Origin of the sequence: Streptomyces sp. NPDC091280 (assembly GCF_044768565.1) — a bacterium.
GTDB lineage: Bacteria > Actinomycetota > Actinomycetes > Streptomycetales > Streptomycetaceae > Streptomyces.
On the sequence record NZ_JBIVUZ010000023.1, the window covers coordinates 77,352 to 93,807 of the forward strand.

General features: G+C 68.6%; 17 protein-coding genes. 3 read left to right on the top strand and 14 right to left on the bottom strand.

The features are described 5' to 3' along the window. Positions 1-90: 90 nt before the first annotated feature. Together ACIQPR_RS45920 and ACIQPR_RS45925 are read right to left on the bottom strand one after the other, a co-directional pair. On the bottom strand, positions 91-1,191 hold the full coding sequence (locus tag ACIQPR_RS45920; RefSeq protein ID WP_403662646.1) for a hypothetical protein: 1,101 nt from the start codon (positions 1,189-1,191) through the stop codon (positions 91-93). Further along, the gene (locus tag ACIQPR_RS45925) at positions 1,188-1,484 is read right to left on the bottom strand and encodes a hypothetical protein (RefSeq protein ID WP_403662649.1); all 297 of its coding nucleotides are present in this window, start codon (positions 1,482-1,484) and stop codon (positions 1,188-1,190) included. The genes ACIQPR_RS45920 and ACIQPR_RS45925 overlap by 4 nt, the downstream gene beginning before the upstream one ends. 204 nt (positions 1,485-1,688) lie before the next feature. Between ACIQPR_RS45925 and ACIQPR_RS45930 the strand changes: the two genes are divergently transcribed. The 3 genes from ACIQPR_RS45930 (at position 1,689) to ACIQPR_RS45940 (ending at position 3,635) form a co-directional block, all read left to right on the top strand. After that, a complete protein-coding gene (locus tag ACIQPR_RS45930) occupies positions 1,689-1,967 on the top strand; it encodes a multiubiquitin domain-containing protein (RefSeq protein WP_403662652.1) in 279 nt (92 codons plus the stop codon). Next, a complete protein-coding gene (locus tag ACIQPR_RS45935) occupies positions 1,942-3,213 on the top strand; it encodes a ThiF family adenylyltransferase (protein WP_403662656.1) in 1,272 nt (423 codons plus the stop codon). Before ACIQPR_RS45930 ends, ACIQPR_RS45935 begins: the two co-directional genes overlap by 26 nt. A 74-nt stretch (positions 3,214-3,287) precedes the next feature. After that, positions 3,288-3,635, top strand: a complete 348-nt coding sequence (locus tag ACIQPR_RS45940; RefSeq protein ID WP_403662830.1) for a DUF6527 family protein — start codon at positions 3,288-3,290, stop codon at positions 3,633-3,635. Positions 3,636-4,328: 693 nt separating this feature from the next. Here ACIQPR_RS45940 and ACIQPR_RS45945 read toward each other — a convergent pair. The 12 genes from ACIQPR_RS45945 to ACIQPR_RS46000 form a co-directional block, all read right to left on the bottom strand. Beyond that, complete coding sequence (locus ACIQPR_RS45945; RefSeq protein ID WP_403662659.1) at positions 4,329-5,717, bottom strand: DUF317 domain-containing protein; 1,389 nt, start codon at positions 5,715-5,717, stop codon at positions 4,329-4,331. A 63-nt stretch (positions 5,718-5,780) separates the two neighbouring features. After that, positions 5,781-6,914 (bottom strand): DnaB-like helicase N-terminal domain-containing protein, encoded by a 1,134-nt coding sequence (locus ACIQPR_RS45950; RefSeq protein WP_403662662.1) that lies wholly within the window; start codon positions 6,912-6,914, stop codon positions 5,781-5,783. Next, positions 6,914-8,179: a DNA cytosine methyltransferase gene (locus tag ACIQPR_RS45955; RefSeq protein WP_403662833.1), complete on the bottom strand. Its 1,266-nt coding sequence runs from the start codon at positions 8,177-8,179 to the stop codon at positions 6,914-6,916. Before ACIQPR_RS45955 ends, ACIQPR_RS45950 begins: the two co-directional genes overlap by 1 nt. Before the next feature lie 5 nt (positions 8,180-8,184). After that, entirely contained in the window at positions 8,185-9,060 is an 876-nt protein-coding gene (locus tag ACIQPR_RS45960) for a hypothetical protein (protein WP_403662836.1), read from the bottom strand. 590 nt (positions 9,061-9,650) lie between these two features. Beyond that, a complete protein-coding gene (locus ACIQPR_RS45965; RefSeq protein WP_403662665.1) occupies positions 9,651-10,364 on the bottom strand; it encodes a DUF317 domain-containing protein in 714 nt (237 codons plus the stop codon). Beyond that, positions 10,361-10,600, bottom strand: a complete 240-nt coding sequence (locus ACIQPR_RS45970; RefSeq protein ID WP_403662668.1) for a hypothetical protein — start codon at positions 10,598-10,600, stop codon at positions 10,361-10,363. The genes ACIQPR_RS45965 and ACIQPR_RS45970 overlap by 4 nt, the downstream gene beginning before the upstream one ends. 643 nt (positions 10,601-11,243) lie before the next feature. After that, a complete protein-coding gene (locus ACIQPR_RS45975) occupies positions 11,244-12,008 on the bottom strand; it encodes a hypothetical protein (protein WP_403662671.1) in 765 nt (254 codons plus the stop codon). Continuing rightward, positions 12,005-12,508 (bottom strand): hypothetical protein, encoded by a 504-nt coding sequence (locus tag ACIQPR_RS45980; protein WP_403662674.1) that lies wholly within the window; start codon positions 12,506-12,508, stop codon positions 12,005-12,007. Before ACIQPR_RS45980 ends, ACIQPR_RS45975 begins: the two co-directional genes overlap by 4 nt. A gap of 291 nt (positions 12,509-12,799) precedes the next feature. Then, on the bottom strand, positions 12,800-13,315 hold the full coding sequence (locus tag ACIQPR_RS45985; RefSeq protein WP_403662677.1) for a hypothetical protein: 516 nt from the start codon (positions 13,313-13,315) through the stop codon (positions 12,800-12,802). After that, on the bottom strand, positions 13,312-15,096 hold the full coding sequence (locus tag ACIQPR_RS45990; protein WP_403662680.1) for a type IV secretory system conjugative DNA transfer family protein: 1,785 nt from the start codon (positions 15,094-15,096) through the stop codon (positions 13,312-13,314). Before ACIQPR_RS45990 ends, ACIQPR_RS45985 begins: the two co-directional genes overlap by 4 nt. A 34-nt stretch (positions 15,097-15,130) precedes the next feature. Beyond that, positions 15,131-15,904 carry a DUF317 domain-containing protein gene (locus tag ACIQPR_RS45995; protein WP_403662683.1) on the bottom strand — a complete coding sequence of 258 codons (774 nt, stop codon included), beginning with the start codon at positions 15,902-15,904 and terminating at the stop codon, positions 15,131-15,133. Beyond that, positions 15,901-16,212 carry a hypothetical protein gene (locus ACIQPR_RS46000; RefSeq protein ID WP_403662686.1) on the bottom strand — a complete coding sequence of 104 codons (312 nt, stop codon included), beginning with the start codon at positions 16,210-16,212 and terminating at the stop codon, positions 15,901-15,903. Before ACIQPR_RS46000 ends, ACIQPR_RS45995 begins: the two co-directional genes overlap by 4 nt. Positions 16,213-16,456 lie beyond the last annotated feature (244 nt).

Sequence of the window (16,456 nt, forward strand, 5' to 3'; positions counted from 1 at the left end):
TCGTGGTCGCTCGGGGAGGGTAGTCTGAACTACCGGCCGGAGCCTTGGTGAGCAGGGGGTCTTCGAATGGAGAAGAACTCCACTAGATGGCTACTCCCACGACTCCAGGGCGTCGCTTACCGAAGGAGCGTTCTTCGCCAGTGTCGTCCGCCAGTCGAGGTGACCGCCATGCTGAAGATGGCCGACGATGACGATGCGTGCCACGTCAAGCTCCATGGCCATTTGATTGACCCAACGCGCGCCGATACGAGCTGGGACGTCAGGAATCCCGTGCGGGAACACCCACTTCGCGGCCTCTGCGTCTGCGTCCCTCTCCCGTTTCGTTTCATTTCCTTGAACCTCATCGAGCCCCTCGACGATGAGGTGTTCAGCGTCGACATGGTCAAGCAAGATGTGTGCAATTTCATGCAGAAGAGTAAATAGAACCTTATCGAGTCTTTTTCCGCGGCCGGACAAACCAATTACCGGATATCCGTCGACCAGCATCGAGCACCCGTCGATCTTGGCACCCGGAAGCGATTCTACATATACCAGGCGCACGCCAACTGCCCGAAACAGGTTAGGCAGATCCTCGAATTGGGCGGCCGACTTGAGTGTGCGCGAAAGGGTACCTGCAAGCGTCCTCAGGTGTTTTGCGGAGTATCGCTCCTGAGGCGGAAACCTACGTGCTTCCCTTCTGATGCACGCGACCCACGCTCGCTGCAGCAAGCTGATATCCTCGCTGCGATTGGCTCGCCTAGCGGCTGCTGCGAATCCGGGCTCGTCATCAAGAGAATCCAGCTCGAACAGTTCCTTCACCTCGGCCTCAAGGGAATCCAAGGTGGAGCCGGCGAGGAATCCTCGCCTCTGCAAGAGCTGGATTGGACCCTTTTCGTTTAGGCGAGCACGTCGACGTACCTCATCCAGCTTGACCTGGGTATCCTCGTTCTTGGAGTGCTCGGCGAGTAGGTACTGGTCCTGAAGGTTCAGCCAGTACTCGGCTGTATGACCAAGCGCGGCGCCGATCTGCGCCGCTGACTCCCTGGTGATCTCCTTTTTGCCAGTGACAATCTCGGAGACGAACTGGGTCGGGCGATCCAGGACCGCAGCGAAGTCAGCTTGAGACCAGTCCCTGGCCTCAAGCTCCCTCCCGAGGAGTTCGCCGACCGGCACCTGGGCGATCGGTAGCGGGTCGTGTGGAGGGGTGCTCATCGCGAGGCTTCCATCTCTGGAGTCAATAGCTCGAAGATCACGGCACTGTTGCTCTCTGTGCTCTTGAACGTCAAGTTGATGACGCGGCCGGAACTCAACTTCGCCCGCGCCTTGTTCAGGTCATGGGTGTCACAGGCGTGGATGCGCAGCATGCGCGAGTTCCGCAGGTCGGTGTCGAGCCGAGCTGCACGTGCGCACTGAACGAGGACGCGAAAGTCCGAGACCTCCCGCACGCTCCAGCCTTGCGGTCGGAACCCGGGGTCTGTAGCGAGGCGATAGAGCTCCTCATCCATGTACTCCCGATCCACGCGCCTGTTCTCCATCACCCATCGGCTGATGACGCCCTTGCGTACTTCGCGCGGATTCTACAGCCAGCACCTCAATCCGGTGGACATGTTGCATCGTACCAACCTGTTCACCCATGGGGTGATGGCGCTAGTGCTACACTCGCATCCGAGCCCACCGATCGGCGGAGGGCGGCTTGGAAGGGGACTGTCATGACTGCACCGGGTTACGAGCAGGGGCACGACAAGAAGGGTGAAGGGTTCGAAGTCGTCATCAATGGCACACCCGTCACCCTCGACCACGACACCGTGACCTATGGCGAACTTGGGCAACTCGCGTTCCCGGGCCACGACCCCCAGGCGATGTTCACCGTCACCTACAAGAACGCCATCGCACCCCACGGCGGGGATGGCATTCTGGTGGCCGGCGAGACCGTGAAGGTCAAGAAGAAGGGCACGGAGTTCCATGTCCGACTCACGACTCGTTCGTAGCAGCGCCGACCTGGCCCGTCTGGTGGAAGATGGCTATGCCGTCCGCGTCGTCAACAGTTTCCTCGTGATTGACGACATCCCGTTCGTGGACGACGCCGCTCAGGTTCAGTGGGGATCCTTCCTCTGCCCGCTGGATCTGAGCGGCGACACTGCTGTGGCCCCGAGTAGCCACGTGATGTGTTTCGTTGGCGGCGTGCCCCGTGACAAGGATGGTAATCCCATTGACGGGCTCGTAAACGAGAGCGTTGAGAAGTGGTCCGCCAGCCCGGAGCTCACCGCGAGCTGCGGCTTCTCTCAGAAACCCGAGGGCGGCTACCCGGATTACTACGAAAAGGTCACCCATTATGTCGCGATGGTTATTGGACCGGCCCAGGCGGTTGCCCCCGAGGTAACCCCACTGACGTTCAAGCCCGTCGAGACCGACGAGGGTGATGGCGTGTTTCGCTACCTCGACACGTTCTCCAGCAGGGCTGGCATCACTGAGATGAATGCGCGCCTCGCGCTGAAGAAGGTTGTGATCGTGGGTCTCGGAGGCACTGGCGCATACCTGCTCGATCTGCTCGCTAAGACTCCGGTGCAAGCACTTCATCTTTACGATAAGGACGTCTTTCGCACGCACAACGCCTTCCGGTCCCCCAGTGCCGCAAGCCTTGCGGACCTGAAGGAGGGCCTGAAGAAGGTTGACTACTACAAGCGAATGTATTCACGGATGCGTCGTCACATCGCGGCGCACCCTGTGAACGTCACCTCCGAAAACGTTGGTGAAATTCTCGACGCCGACTTCGTGTTCCTTGCGATGGATACAAGCCTGGATAAAAAGGTCATCATCGAGACGCTGACCGTCAACGGAATCGCATTCATCGATACCGGTGTCGGAGTTGGCAAGAATGCAGACCGTGTTGACGGACAGATCCGCGTCACCACGTCTCTTCCAGGGCGCTCGGAGCATATTGAGCGAGATGGGATCATCTCATACTTCGCTGGGGAGGACGCCGAGTACGATACCAACTTGCAGGTCGCCGAGCTGAACTCCTTCGCTGCAACCTTGGCGGTCTACCGGTATAAGAAGTACCTCGGGTTCTATGCTGACGCCGAGAATGAATTGCACACTGTGTATGCGGTCGGCTCAAACGGCCTCTACAACCGCTACAACAACTCGATGAACCAAGACCAGGGAATCGGGTCTGAGGCTGAGCCGGTTTCGGGTAGCGCTGACGCTGGGGACGGGGCGGAGGCCGCCGCGTGAAAGTTCGATCATTGATGCCGGTGTTCATTGAGTACATCCCGGCTGAACCCGAGCCGGGTCACCTGTATATCTCGATGCAGTTCGAGACCGCAGTTCACCTGTGCGCGTGCGGATGTGGTTCGAAGGTCGTCACACCCCTGGGGCCGCACGACTGGACCCTGACCTTCGACGGCACCGTGTCTCTGCGGCCGTCTGTCGGAAACGGGCAACAGCAATGTAGGTCGCACTACTACGTCCGCAACGACCGTATCGACTGGCTACCGCGAATCTCGGCAGCAGCCACTCGAGTCGCCGGTTCTCGCGACCGTGCTGCGCACGTCGAGGCTACTGCCCAAACAGCGGCAGGAGAGAAATCTTGGTGGCGTGGGATTCGGAATCGAATGCGACGCTCTTCCGGTGCCAATCCGAATAAGAGAAATTGAGTGAGATTCTTCGAGTTGGCCACCCGTTGGGTGATGCGCTGTGAAGTGGAACGAGCGAGGTCCCGGGTTGTTGATTGAGATGTCTGACGTCTCAATCACGTTGCTCGGGGCCTCGTTGGTCATCAACCCCGCGGCAGCATGCGCTCGTGGACTGAGTCACCATGCTGATCGCCGAACGAGCACCGGGCTCGCGGCGGTGACGGCGCTCGCGTGGTGGGGGTGGATGTCGAAGGGGACGCGGGCGTCGAGGGACGGGTCGGGCATGAAGAGCGGGCTCGATTCGGGGCCGCGGCCCGACGGCAGGGGCGGGTCGCGCCGGGCCAGGAGGTTGCGGTAGGCGCCGCGAGAGTGCGTGCGCTCGGGACGTCATTGCGTGGGGTGATGGGGCGATGGCATGTGAGGCGCACCGCGAAGGTGGTGAAGGCGAGAACGTGCTCGGACCCGCGTCCGCAGCCGTAGTGAAGACCTCACTCTGCTGGAGGCCGGGTTCTGCCTGCTCTCGTCGGCATGGCCGCCGCGTACGGGAGCTGGTCCGTCGCGGAGGTAGCGAACGCGGCCCGAGGCAGGGCTACTTGCCCGCTGAACGATGGACGCTCCGCCTCCCGGTCTGGCAGGTCGGACTGCCAAGGGACATCACGGGGCGGTCTGCCCGCCCACTCCCAGGCGGAGGGGAATGGCGGTCCAGCCGACGTGTCAGCGCCGCTGGGAGGCTGGCGGCTGGAGTGGTGGGTTGGGCGGCTGGTGGGTGGCGCAGTGGCCGACTCGTACGGTCGGTTGTGGGTGATGCCGGCGCGCTCCCACGCCGTGGGCGAGGGCCTCGGAGAGGCTTGCCAGTAGCGAACTCGGAGTGGACGAGGAGGCGGTGAGCGCCCAGGTGGGCTGGTCCGCACGGGGTCCGGCCCAGATTGTCCAGGTGGCCAGGTTCTGGACGGGGTGCTGCGCGGCGAAGGCGTCGAAGGAGACGCCGGCGTCCCCGGCCGGCGACGTCCAGCGGATCCAGCGTCCTTCCACCGTGTGGTTCCAACCGGCATCGTTGAGGGGCTGGGTGGCAGCGGTGACCGTCCTCTCGTCCACCGGCGCGCCCGGCGCTGTGTCCCAACCACCACCGTACGCAAGGTGGTCCAGCAGCTCCTCCAGGACCGGGGCCGGGGTGGCGCCGGTCGCGGTGAGAACCCACATCCGGTCGGAGACCGGCGTCTCGTACGCGGCGACGATCCACGCGGTCTCGTGGGCGGGGGCCTCGTGGACGCGCTCGATGCGCAGGGTCTGGGACTCGTGGATGGCGTGCGTGGTGCCGTCCGACCAGGTACGCCACCGTTCCCAGTCGCGGTGGGTGTCGAGGAACGTGTCAAGGAGAGCGTCGTGGTCGCCGGGGTCGGCCGCGTACGCGGGTACCTCTTCGGTGACCGGCTCAGGTACGGGTGGTGGGGTGTGAGGGGTTTGGAGGCTGGTCCGGGCCTGGGCGGTGCCGCGTTCGGTGTCGGTCATGGGTGCGGGGCCGGGGCATACGTCCTTGCCATTGGCCTGCTCGAAGGCGGTGAGGGCCCGGGCCGGTGAGGGGTAGGTGTGGGTGATGCGGCGCAGGTGGTCCTCGCCCTGCAGGTGGACGCTTTTGCCGCTGTCGCGGTAGGTGCCGACGGCCAGGGTGTCCCAGGCGGTGCCGGCGTGGGCGTGGGCATGGATGACGAGGCGGCCGTCGCGGATGGCGTCGTGGATCTTCTGCGCCTGGTCGGTACGTTCGCGGATCTCGTCGCGGCTGGGGCGGGGGTCGGGGTAGGTGATCCACGTCCATTCCTCGGCGATGGCTTCCTGCAGGCCGGGGGTGATCTCGGCGGTGATGCCTTCGGCGTGCAGGGCGTGGGTGGCCTTCTGGGCCCAGTGCGGTTCCTCGCGGTCGATCCGGGCCAGGACCATGGTGTGTTCGTCGAGGGGGTCGAAGCCGTGCGCGGTCAGGAGGGCCTGGGCAGTGCGGTGGTGGCTGCCGGTCAGGCGTGCGACGACGGCGGTGGGGTGGGCAGGGTGGACGTCGAGGAACACCTTGGCGTCGAGGTGCACGGTGGCGTCGGGAGGACTGGCGGACATGGAAGGGCGGGCTCGTTTCGGGTCCGGGCCCGGGCGGCGGATGGCCGGGCCTGGTAGCAGGGGTCATCGGTGGGCGCGTGGGCTGGGTGGTGCGGGCTGGGGCGGCGGCCCGGTCGCGCGGGGCGGTTGCCCGCGGTGTGGCGGCGGGCTTTCGCCGGGAGCGGGCGGGGCTGCGGTGGCGCGCATCCAGCGGGTTCGCAGGGAGTTGAGGTCCGCGAGGGCGCGGCGGCTGCCGGTGACCAGTTGGTGGGGGGTGTTGGCGAGGTCGTCGGTGTAGGCGGCGATCCGCGCGGCGACCGTCTGGGCGCGGGCGAGGAGAGAGCGCTGGAGGATCTTCTCGCCCCAGTGCTCGGGGGAGCCTGCGGGCGTGGAGACCAGGGCCATCAGGTCCTTGGGAGCGAGGGTGCCGGTGATCAGCCCGCGGTGCTGGGCCTCGCCGAGGACGGTGACGGGGTCGACCATGTCGCCGCGGTGGACCAGGGCGGTGATGGACTGCCAGAGCGCGGCGTGCAGTGGCAGCAGGAAGTCCGCCTCGGTCAGCCACCGCATGTCCGGGACCTGCGCCGGGTAGGCGGTGGCGGTCGCCAGGAGGAGGCGTTCGTAGTCGAGGTCCTCCTCGCCGGCGTTGCGTGGCGCATCGGGCGGGAGTGCGGTGCGGGGGAAGGAGCCGGGGTGCGGGGTGAACTGTGCGGCGAGGGAGTCCAGGACGCGGCCGATGTCGTCGGCCATGCCGAGCGTCGCGGCGACCGGGTTGGGCAGGCCGGGGTCGCTCGCGGTGGAGGCGAGGCGCTCGGCGTGGGCGCGCAGGACCCGGCGGGCGTTGTCGGCGCGGATCATCTGGGCGTACGCCGCCGCGTGCTGGGCGCGGGGGCAGAACTGGATGAGGCCGTGCAGGTAGGAGGCGTTCAGGCCGGGAGCGTGGGGACGCGCGTGCTGGAGCACGGCGTTGAGCCATGCGGTGTCCTTGGCGTGGTCGGCCGGGTCGGGCGGAGGGAGTGTGCGGATCGCGGTGAACAGCATCGCGTGGGTGTGGCTGTCGAAGTGCTGGGCGATCAGCGGCTCGGTGTCGGCCAGACGCGCGGGCTGGAGGAGGAGGGCGCCGAGCAGGGCCTGCTCGGCGTAGTGGACCGGCTTCGGCGCGGGCGGGAGGCCGAGGCCGTCGTCCTCATCGGGTTCGGGGGTGGGGGTGTGTGGCATCAGGCGGCGAGGGTGAAGTCGTCGGGGTTGAAGGGCTTGTTGAGGTGCGGGGCGAGCAGGTGGGCGGCCAGGCGTGGAGGGACGGCGTTGCCGATCTGTGAGAAGGTCTGGCCCTTGTTGCCCTGCCAGGGGTAGTCGGCGGGGAAGCTCTGCAGCACTCCCGCTTCCCGCGCGGTGATCTTGACCGGGGCCGGCGCCACACGCTGCTCGCCATCCGGAAGACCGGAGGCGGTGTCGGCGATCCAGCTGCACTCGTTGGCACGGTGGCCGAAGAACAGGGTGCCGGCGGGTTCGTCGGCACGGCGCACGGTGGCGTTGGTCTGGTTGTTGCTGCGCAGCGACCACACCCAGCGGTGCGCCTGGGCGGTGAACGTGGGTGCGGGAGCATCTGCGGGACGGTTCTCACCGGGCCTGGCAGTCCAGTCGGGGCCCTCCCCCCGGGAGGCCAGGGCGAGTTCGGTGTCGGGGTGGGGTGTCCAGGTGCCGCGGTCGCGGGCGTCGGTCAAGGTCTTGCGGGAGCCGGAGGGGAAGGGTTCGGGACCGCCTCCCGGCCCGCCGCCCGCACACACGGTGGGCACCGGACCGTCGGTGCGGCCCCAGCCCAGGGCCTGGGCCATGGACACCCACCGTGCGCGTCCCGGCCCGAACAGGCTGTCCGGTTCGGCCAGTTGGGCGTGGGTGGGCGGCGGGGGCCCGGCCGTCCGTACGCGGGAGGCGAGCAGGATCGCCCGCCGCCTGGTCTGGGGGACGCCGTAGTCGGCGGCGTTGAGGATGCCGCTCCACACGGAGAACCCCCAGGTCCGCAGGATCGCGGCGTACTGCCGCCACAACGGCAGGACGTCGGGGACCTCCTCCATGAGCACCCACTCCGGCTCGCCGACCAGGTGCAGGGCGTGCAGGTAGCGCATGGGCTCGGCGGCCAGCAGCGAGCGAGCGTCCGCGCACGCGCCGAGCAACTGCTCACGGGTGTCGCGTCCGGCGGCCAGATCGGCGACAGCCTGGTGGACGAGGGGCTGGTCGAGCAGCCCGAGCCGCTTGCCCGCCATGCTCCATGCCTGACAGGGAGGGGAGGCGATCACCCCGGTCACCCGGCCGGAGAAGATCCATGCCGGATAGACGGCGACATCGGTCCGGATCGTCAACTGCCCTGCCCGGGCTCGGGTCTTGCAGGCCCACTCGTCCCACTCCAGGCCGACATCCCGAGCGCCGAGCACGGTGAGCGCGTGGCTCCAGCCGCCGGGTCCGGCGAACAGGTCGAGGATGATCCGCCTCACGAGGCCAGTCCGAAGTCGTCCTGGACCGGCTCGGGTTCGGCACCGCGGCACGCCCAGGGGGAGCAGCCGTCGACCACCCCCGTCTCCAGTTCTTCTACGGCGGCGGCTTGGTCGTCGAGGTTCTGCTGGCGGGCCGCCCACTCGGCGGCTGTGACGTGGTCGATCGGTGCCTCGTCGAGGGGGACGCGGGAGCGGTGAAGGTATGCCTGCCCCAGCAGGGGGTTCCAGGAGGCGTTCGCGCGGGCGTTGCCCTGCCGGATGGCCGCATCGAAGGCGACCACGTCCAGCCATTCCTCAGGACTGGTATCCCGGATATTTCTCCACTGCTGGTTTCCATGAAATGGACATCCCAAACAGCTCGATTTCGGTGTATCTGCCAGACCGATTGAGGTGAGATAGCGGATGCAGTCCGCGCGGGACCAGTTCAGGTCGATGAGTGGGTGCCGGTTGCGCATGTACCGGACGTCAGCATCTTTGGCGCGGTGAAATTCATCCGTCGAGATGCCGACCCACTGCTCGACGAAAAAATCCTTCGGGATACGCTGCGGGTAGGGATATCCGAGAAGGTCCCGGACCTTCTTCTTGATGGGTTTAATTTTATACTCCCCGGTGCACTGGCGCCTGGTCATCCCCTGTTTCCCATCCTGGTTGAGGACGTAGAGGGGCATGGAGGCAAACCGGTGATCGGGATCGAGGGCATCGTGGCGAATGTTTCCCGAAGCAACCCTGAGAATGGGTATTCCGGCCGGTCGGGCGATTTCCTTTTCCAGGCGGTCGAGGTGGGCGTATACCGCTTTAGGTTCCCAGCCGGTATCGGCGAAAATAGCGTAGTCGACTTTAGGGAGGACGCCTCGTGCGGACAGGGTGAGCAGAGCGCTGGACTGCACACCAGCACCCAGAGAAAGGCATGTGAGGGCAGGCGTTTCGGAAATGACGGGGGACTTTCGGTCAAGGACGGCGAGGGGAGGGAGAGGATTGCTGGAAGGGGGCGGCATCGGATGCGGACATGCCGGACGTGGTGTGCACGGGACCTGCTGTGCCCGTTGCTGGGGCGGGCGGCGGCTGCCAGGCGCGGGCGGGCGCGGCGCGGGTGGCTGCTGCCCGTCGCGCCGCCGGCGGTGTGGCAGCGCAGGGCGAGGGGCGGTGCTGGGCCAGGAGTGCGGCCATGGCCTGGCACCCGCCGGGGGCGAGGTGGACGCGTTCGGTGTGCGTCGGGAGCGGGCAGGGCTCGCGGGAGACCGGGGACCGGCTCTCCAGGGCCTTGATGGTGACGGTGGAAATCCGGGCGTTGCTGCCCGCTATGGCGGGAGCAGCGAACCAAGGGTCGAAAGTGACGTGGCCTGCGGGCATCGTGGGAACAGGTGAATTCGGCTGCCAGCACCAGGAGCTGCCCGGCGGGTTGAGCGGGTTTGAGGGAGAGAACCTTTTCGCTCAGGGGTGCCTGTGGTGATGAGGGGCAGGGTCAGCGTGATCGGCCGTGGCGGTCGAGCTGAGCGAGCGTGTGGTGGGCTTGGGGGTGTATCGCGGCTCCGCGAACCGGTGTGATGAGGATGGTGTGCCCGTGCCGGGTGCCGAGGGGGACATCGGAGTAGGTCCGCTCGACGGGCATGGGCGTGGCCAGGTGGGAGAAGAAGTTCCGGACGAGGCCCTCGGGGATGGCGTGGGTGAAGGTGGCCAAGGGGGCGTCCGGGTGGTAGAGGTGCTCGACCTGCCAGGCGGTCGCCTCGCCGGGTACGTGTTCCAGGCGGCAGTACATGTCGGGTGAGATGAGGGCGTCTGCCTCGGCGTGCCAGTGGTTGTGCTCGGCGATCTGGTCCAGGGGCATGTCCGTGATCGGGATGCGCTCGGCATGGCGGGTGTCGCCGAGCAGCTGGGGAAGCGCCTGGGTAACGGCCGCGACGGCTTCCAGCGGTGCGTCCCTGCTGAACGCCGCTTCCCAGTAAGGCTCATGGTGGGCGACGGTGATCCACCGGCCGCTCGGGTGCAGGGGGTTGAAGTCGACGAACAGGCTGCCCTCGGGGCTGTCGGCCGTGATTCGCCCGGTCGATGCGTCGTGCTCGTACGTCCAGCCGAACAGGTGGATGAGGGGCCCCAGCGCATCCGCGATCCGGTCGCCTGCGCCCGCCATGTATCGCGGGGAGACCATGACCCGGTCGTCGGGTGCGTACGCGGTCATCGACGTGCTCCCTCTGCCACGGCGGTCACGGGCGTCGTCGCAGGTGTGGAGGTCGGCGCGGACCAGGGGCGCGGCTGTGCCAGGGCTCGGTGCCCGTCCTGGGTGACGGTGATCTTCTGGCCCGTGTACAGCGGGGTGGTGGTGTCAGCGGTGACGAGTCCGCGGTTGTCCAGGGCCCGGTAGGTGGCGATGGAGACGCGGGTGCCGTTGCCGGTGGCGACACGGGTGGCGCCCATCCCGCGGGTCGCGCTCTCGTACAGCCGTCCGCCGCCCGCGAGGGCCTTGAGGGCGTCGTACTGCGTGAGCGTGAGCGCGGGTCCGGTTTTGCCCGCCGGGCGGATGCCGCCGTGCGGCTCGGCGGCGGGTTCAGGTCCTCGGTGATGCTGTGGGCGAGGTAGTGGCAGCCGGTCGCGCTCAGGTCGAGCTGGTGGGCGGCGCCACCGAGGTGTTCGGCCATGCGCGGCACCGCTTCGGCGTGCCGCGCGGTGCGCGAGGAGGCGGTGTCGGCCGGGTAGCCGGCGAACGGCGCGCCCGCGTAGGGGTTGGCGGACAGCGCGCCGGCGAGGTCGTGGCCGGCGCGCGAGGAGCTGTAGACGACCGAGGCCATCAGCTCCATGCCGGCGCGGCTTCCGGCGAGGCTGGCGTACGCGCTGTCGTCCAGGGCGTTCAGCTGCTTCAGGGCGGTGGCCGTGAGGTCCTGCGCGGTGAGCAGGAGCGGGCCGATGCCGCGCAGCGCGACCGTGCCCGGAGGCCAGGAAAGGTCACGGACGCGTCCGCGGAGGACTTCGAAGTCCCCTGCCAGTTCGCGGAGTTGGGGGACCTGGTCGCGCAGGTTGGGCGGGGGTATGGGGATGGGGTGGCTCCTGGAGGGACGGTGGTTCAGCGGGCTCGGCTGGGTGCCTGCGGGGCGATGGGCACGGGGCGGGGCGTCGTACTGGGTGTGGCGCCGGGGCTTGCTCCGAGTGGTGCGATGACGCGGGCGAGGGCCGTGATGCCGGCGGGGATGAGGTGCACGCGCTCCTGGGGCGGGCCGCCGGTGTAGGCGCCGGGAGCCGAGTTCGGGATCCGTTCGGCGAGACTGTCGGATTCCAGGACCCGCAGCGTGCTCATCCAGACCTTGGGCTCCCTGCACCGCGTGAACTGGCGCCCCAGCGAGCTGCTGGCCACGACGTGGCCGCGGGCGATCTGCACCAGGGCGGTGCGCTCGGCGGCGGTGAGCCGTTCACCCGGTGCGGCGGCGGCCGGCGGGCGCCTTCGCCGACTCTCCGCGGCGAGGTGCGCGGCGCAGCCGACCACGGCTTCGCCAGCCAGCGCGGTCAGCTCCCGGGCCGCCTCGATGCCCAGATCGGCGGACGCGGTACCGAGGAAGGCGAGCTGCTTCAGCCGCACCACGCACTCGGTCAACTCCGCGCTCTCGTAGAGCCGTTCCTCCTGGATGGCCTTGACGGCGGCGCGGGTGTCGGAGGCCAGGCGCTGGGCGGAGGCGACGTGCGCCTGCGGATCGGGCCTGGTCGCCGAGCCAAGGAGAAGGTCGAGTGCGTCGTTGTGCCGGGTGTATTGGCTGGCGAGGTGGAGCAGCCGCTCGACGGGCGTCAGCGGTGGCGGCACGTCGAACAGCAGGGATTCGGCGGGCACCATGGTCATGCGCGGCGCCGTACGGCCGCGACCGCCGACGCGGCCACGGCGGTGGTCGTCGTGTTCGGGGGTCCGGGGTGGTGGGGCACCTGGAGGCAGGCGCGGGCGGCGGCCAGGGCCTGCCCGGCATCGTGGAGGTGGACGCGCAGGTGACGGTGGCGGTCGATCGCGTCGGCCTGCTGCTGAAGGGGGGCCTGTGCGGCGGGCTGGGCGAGGGCGGCGAGCGGGGCCAGGGCCTGGGTGTAGTGGGCGATGGCCTGTCCCAGGTGCCCGGTTGTCTCCCCGAGGGTCTGGGCCGTGAAGAGTCCCGAGGAGTTCGCGACGAGCTGGTACTCGATGTCGCTGGCCATGCGGGCGGCCAGATGGCAGAGCAGGCCGATGTGCCGGGTGGCGGTGAACAGGCCGTCTCCGTCACCGGTGACGCGGTGCTCGCGCAGGTCGGAGAGGACGGCACCCACGGCTTGATGAGGCTGCATGGTGTCCAGGTCGTCGGGCTCGTAGGTGTGCATGGGCGCCTCCGTGGGCGGACCGGGAGAAAGGAAATGGGACATGAAGGGGCCTCAACGTGCCGACGCGGAGGGCGGGTTGAGGGCGGATGCGTGCGCCGACGGACTCGGAGGCGTGTCCAGGGGAGTACCCGTTCGTGGTCACCTCGTCGGAACTCGGCGGAGCGGGAGGACGCCGCCCCACCCCGTCCGCACGTTCAACTCCGCCCTCAACGGCTCTCGGCACCGGACAGCGATCGGCAGGTACTGCTGGCAGGGAAGACGGCCTTGCCGCCCGATGCCGTGGCTCGGAGATCAGCGGTGGATGGCCCGGCTGCCGTGGGCGGGAAGGCGGGGTGCGGCGGTCAGATGGGCGGGAGGCGCCGGCGGCCACAGCCGGGTGGCGGAGAGCGGGAAGACCTTGCCGGGGCGATAGCTGAGGACTGCCAGTCCCCGCGGGGTGAGGGCGAGGCGTTGGCCGAGCGCGGAGGCAGGGTGGGCGGCGTGGTCACGATGGACCAGGCCCTTGCGTTCCAGCGCCTGCCAGGTACGGATCGGCAGGAGTGAGGACGAGTGGGTGTCGACGTACAGGCGCCCGTCGGCCCGTTGGCGTATCCGGCAGGGACAGCGCGCCAGAACGCTGAGCCCGGCACGCTGCTGCCAGCTCAGACGGCCGGCGACACGGGCCAACTCGTCCTTCTCCAGGAGCGCTTCATCCAGCTCGGACGGGAGCGCGAGAGAGTGGTCGGGCGGTGGCGGCGAGGACTCCTGGGATGCCCTGCCAGCTGCGGGTTGGGTCGGGCCGTGCGGGAGAGGCGCTGCGGGACTCATGCGGCCGCGCCGAAGCCGTCTTGCGAGGGGGCGGCCTTGGCGACGGCGCGCGCGGTGATGGCTTTGGACGCACGGGAGGAAGCCGAGGCGAGAGTGTCGGCGCCGGGTTCCTGGTACCAGGGGCGCAGGTCGAGCATCGCGGCACGCAGGCCGGTGGCGAAGAGCAGGGCGGTGCCCTTGGGCAGGGCGCGGATCCCGTCCGCGGGCAGGATCCGTTCCTGACGCATCGACACCGAGGTCGACTTCCCCGACTCGGAGGTGGAGGTCGAGGTCGTCTCGACGTCGTGGTCGCCGATGAGGCGGGAGAGCTTGTCGGCGAAGTCGGGGTCGTCGATGCCGGAACCAATCACCTTGACGGTGGAGGCGGACCACAGGGCGTCCATGCCCGCGTCCGACCAGACCTTCTGGCCCTGCCGGTAGGACTGCAGGATGGTGATCGGGATGATGCCGCGCGAGCCCAAGTGGCTGTAGAGGTCGGGCAGATCGGAGATGCGGCACACGTTGGCGGCCTCGTCGAGGATGGCGAGCATCGGCGGGTCGAGGCGCCCGCCGGCGCGTTCGGCCTGGGTGGTCGCGGCCCGCATCACGGAGTCCGCGCACGCGGCGATCAATGCCGAGGCCCCGCCTCCGCCGTCCTTGGACAGCAGGTACAGCGTGTCGCGGGAGTTGACGAACTCGCTCGGCTTGAACTCCGCCACGTCCTTCTGCGGTGTCACCCAGGCGGCGATCTCGCTGTTGAGGAGGGCGGCGGCGTACTGGCGGGCGGTCTCGTAGATGCCGTCCCTTGTTTCGGGAGGGCCTTCGACGGTGCCCTTGAGCTGGGCGGCGACCGCGGTGAGAGCGTGGTCACGGAGAATGTCCAGCGGGGTGCGGTCGGCGGGGAAGGCGAGCCACTGCATGACGTCCGAGATGGGCCGTTCGTCGAGCGCGGCGGCGAGGAAGAGCTGGGAGAGGATGTTGCTGCCGGCCTTGGACCAGAAGTCGCCCTGCTGGGAGGCGTCCACGGAGGCGGCGAGGAAGTGTCCGGCCAGGCGGCCCGCGCCGTCCAACGTCTTGGCGTCGGCCAGGGGGTTCCACCACATCGTGCGGTCAGCATGGGCGATCTGCTGCGGGTCCATCGACCAGGTCCGGCCGACGGCTGCCCGCGCGTCGAGGGTCGCGGTGTAGGCGTCGGACGCCGCCTTGTTCGAGGTGAGCAGGACCGGGCCGGGCGCGTTGAGAATCGAGGGGATCGCCAGCGAAGTCGTCTTGCCGGAGCGCGGGGCCATGATCGCGACGGCCACGTCTTCGTACCCCATCCTCACCTCACGGCGGGTGCCCTGGAGATTGCCGAGGAGGATGCCGGTGTCGGCGGCGTCGATGTGCTTTGTGTTCTTCAGACTCGGGCGCAGGGACCGGGCCTTGGCGGTGATCGCCTTGGCCATCAGGGGGTCGATGTCCCGGGCCTTGGCCATACCGGTGACCTTCTTGCGGCTGCCGCCGCGGTTCTTGTGCCGGGCCAACAGGAGGCCGGCGCCGGTTGCGAGGGCGAGGAAGACGGCGGTCGGGACGATGCGCGCACCGATCAGGAGCGACGTTTCTCCGACCTCGGGCCAGAGCCGGTCGGGGTGCAGGAGGGCGGTGGTCGGCCGGTAGGGCGCCCAGGCGCCGCCCGTCAGACGGGCGGTGATGTTGCCGGACAGCCAGGCGAGGTGGGACAGGGGGACCACGACGGCCAGGACACCCAGCAGGAGCCGGAAGGCGAGATCGTAGCCGTCGTTGTTGCTGGAGGAAGGAGGCAAGGGCGCGGTGTGCTCCGGTGCGGGGACGGAGGGATCAGCGGCTGCGGCCGGGGCCGGGCGGTTGCCCGGGCGGGGCGCTCGGTGGTGCGGCGGGCGGAGCGTGGCGGGCGCTGAGGGTGCGCAGGCGGTCGTCCAGGGCGAAGGCGACCAGCGCTGCCTGCATGCCGACTCGGGTACGGGTGATGAGGCGGGGGTCGAGCGTCGGCAGGCTCCGCGTGTCGAGGATGCGCGCGACCGGGGTGGGGTCGGTCATCGCGGTGGCGAACGCGGCCATCAGGCGGGTCGGCGTGTGTTCGCCGAAGTGGGCCTGCCACACGACCCGGGAGCCGTTGACCATGACGGTTGCGAACCACGGACTCGCGTCGTCAGAGCGTTGAAGGAACGCCGTACCGTCCGGAGAAACCAGCCCCTTGCACGTACCGGTGGGAGTCCAGTGGGCCTGCACCAGTGCGTCGTAGGGGTCCGGTGTCGCGGCCGTGTCCGCGGCGGGGTCGGTGAGGGCGTCGGTGACGGCCGCGATGAACTCAACGGGCGTGCGGGCTCCGAAACTCGCGTACCAGGCCGGCGTTGCCGGTCCGGGCGCGTGGTGGAGGGTCCACCACCGGTGGTCGGGGTCGGGCTCCAGTCGCAGCAGGGCCTTGTGGTCAGGGCTGGAAAGAACGACGCGGGGCGCCAGCGGGTCGTGGTCCAGGCTCCAGCCGCAGGCTCGGTGGAGGGGAACGGTGATCCATCTGGGATCGCCGCCGCCAGCGAGGTGGCGCGGGGCGATGTAGTCGACCTCGACCCTCTCGTCGGGGGCCGTGCTCACCGGCGCACCTCGACGGTTCGTCCGGCTGCCGCAGTGGGTGTCGCCCGCGGTGGGGGTGCCAGAGGCGAAGGGGCGTGCCGGGCAGCGAAGTTGATGTCGCCGATGATGTGGCCGTGGGTGGCCCAGTCGTCGAGGTGGCTCCAGCACGCGGCGTGGTGCTCGGCGAGGGCGTTGTCGAAGGCCGGGGTGCCTGGCGTGGCACCGGCTGGGAGGGCGTCGCGGGTGCGCAGCCACTCTTGGTTCAGCGTGTCGAGCTGGCCGAGCGCGGTGTGCAGGACGCCAAGGCGGTAGCCCCAGTGGGACTGCACCGAGCCAGGCGGCAGGCGGGACAGCTGCACGCCGGCGGTGGCCAACAGGTGGTGGGCGCCGCCGCGTACGGTCTCGAACGCGGCGGCGGTGTCCGCGTCGCGCCGGCTCTGGCGCAGTCCGTAGGCGTGGTCGTCGTAGGGCCAGCCGTCGAGGTCGGTGTGCTCGTCGGAGTAGATGTCCCAGGCGTCGTGGATCTTTTCGCTGTCGCGGAGGAAACAATCGAGGTGGTGCAGGACGTCGCGG

What these genes read in the sequence shown, in the direction of transcription:
- ACIQPR_RS45965 (WP_403662665.1), bottom strand. Translation starts at nt 10,364, where the DNA reads ATGACCGCGTACGCACCCGACGACCGGGTCATGGTCTCCCCGCGATAC.
- ACIQPR_RS45920 (WP_403662646.1), bottom strand. Translation starts at nt 1,191, where the DNA reads ATGAGCACCCCTCCACACGACCCGCTACCGATCGCCCAGGTGCCGGTC.
- ACIQPR_RS45985 (WP_403662677.1), bottom strand. Translation starts at nt 13,315, where the DNA reads ATGAGTCCCGCAGCGCCTCTCCCGCACGGCCCGACCCAACCCGCAGCT.
- ACIQPR_RS45930 (WP_403662652.1), top strand. Translation starts at nt 1,689, where the DNA reads ATGACTGCACCGGGTTACGAGCAGGGGCACGACAAGAAGGGTGAAGGG.
- ACIQPR_RS45980 (WP_403662674.1), bottom strand. Translation starts at nt 12,508, where the DNA reads ATGCACACCTACGAGCCCGACGACCTGGACACCATGCAGCCTCATCAA.
- ACIQPR_RS45950 (WP_403662662.1), bottom strand. Translation starts at nt 6,914, where the DNA reads ATGCCACACACCCCCACCCCCGAACCCGATGAGGACGACGGCCTCGGC.
- ACIQPR_RS45935 (WP_403662656.1), top strand. Translation starts at nt 1,942, where the DNA reads ATGTCCGACTCACGACTCGTTCGTAGCAGCGCCGACCTGGCCCGTCTG.
- ACIQPR_RS45945 (WP_403662659.1), bottom strand. Translation starts at nt 5,717, where the DNA reads ATGTCCGCCAGTCCTCCCGACGCCACCGTGCACCTCGACGCCAAGGTG.
- ACIQPR_RS45925 (WP_403662649.1), bottom strand. Translation starts at nt 1,484, where the DNA reads ATGGATGAGGAGCTCTATCGCCTCGCTACAGACCCCGGGTTCCGACCG.
- ACIQPR_RS45975 (WP_403662671.1), bottom strand. Translation starts at nt 12,008, where the DNA reads ATGACCATGGTGCCCGCCGAATCCCTGCTGTTCGACGTGCCGCCACCG.
- ACIQPR_RS45940 (WP_403662830.1), top strand. Translation starts at nt 3,288, where the DNA reads ATGCAGTTCGAGACCGCAGTTCACCTGTGCGCGTGCGGATGTGGTTCG.
- ACIQPR_RS45970 (WP_403662668.1), bottom strand. Translation starts at nt 10,600, where the DNA reads ATGGGCGCCACCCGTGTCGCCACCGGCAACGGCACCCGCGTCTCCATC.